General features: G+C 28.0%; 1 protein-coding gene. It reads left to right on the forward strand.

Annotated features, from left to right (window positions below; genetic code table 11):
• Positions 1–271: hypothetical protein (locus SB765_RS29810; protein ID WP_410932518.1), on the forward strand; the 271-nt coding region annotated here is incomplete at both ends.

The raw sequence follows: 271 nt of genomic DNA on the forward strand, positions 1-271 counted from the left end.
GGATTTAGAAGGTGGCGCCCAAATAAAGCTTTATGAGACTAAAAGTAGAATATGGACAATTAACTATCAACAAGAAACCGACTCATTGTTATGGTATGACAATAAAGAAGAAATTTTTTACCAATATTCTTTAAACAATAACCGTATAGTAAGTAAAACAAAAGTTAATAGCGCCAGTAGCTACTCAATAACTTATCCGATTAATAATAAAAATATTTTAGGGTTGATATATCCTTTTACAAATAATATTTACAAATTTGATTTAGCTTCC

The organism is Pseudomonas sp. SIMBA_067, assembly GCF_046534675.1.
GTDB lineage: Bacteria > Pseudomonadota > Gammaproteobacteria > Pseudomonadales > Pseudomonadaceae > Aquipseudomonas > Aquipseudomonas putida.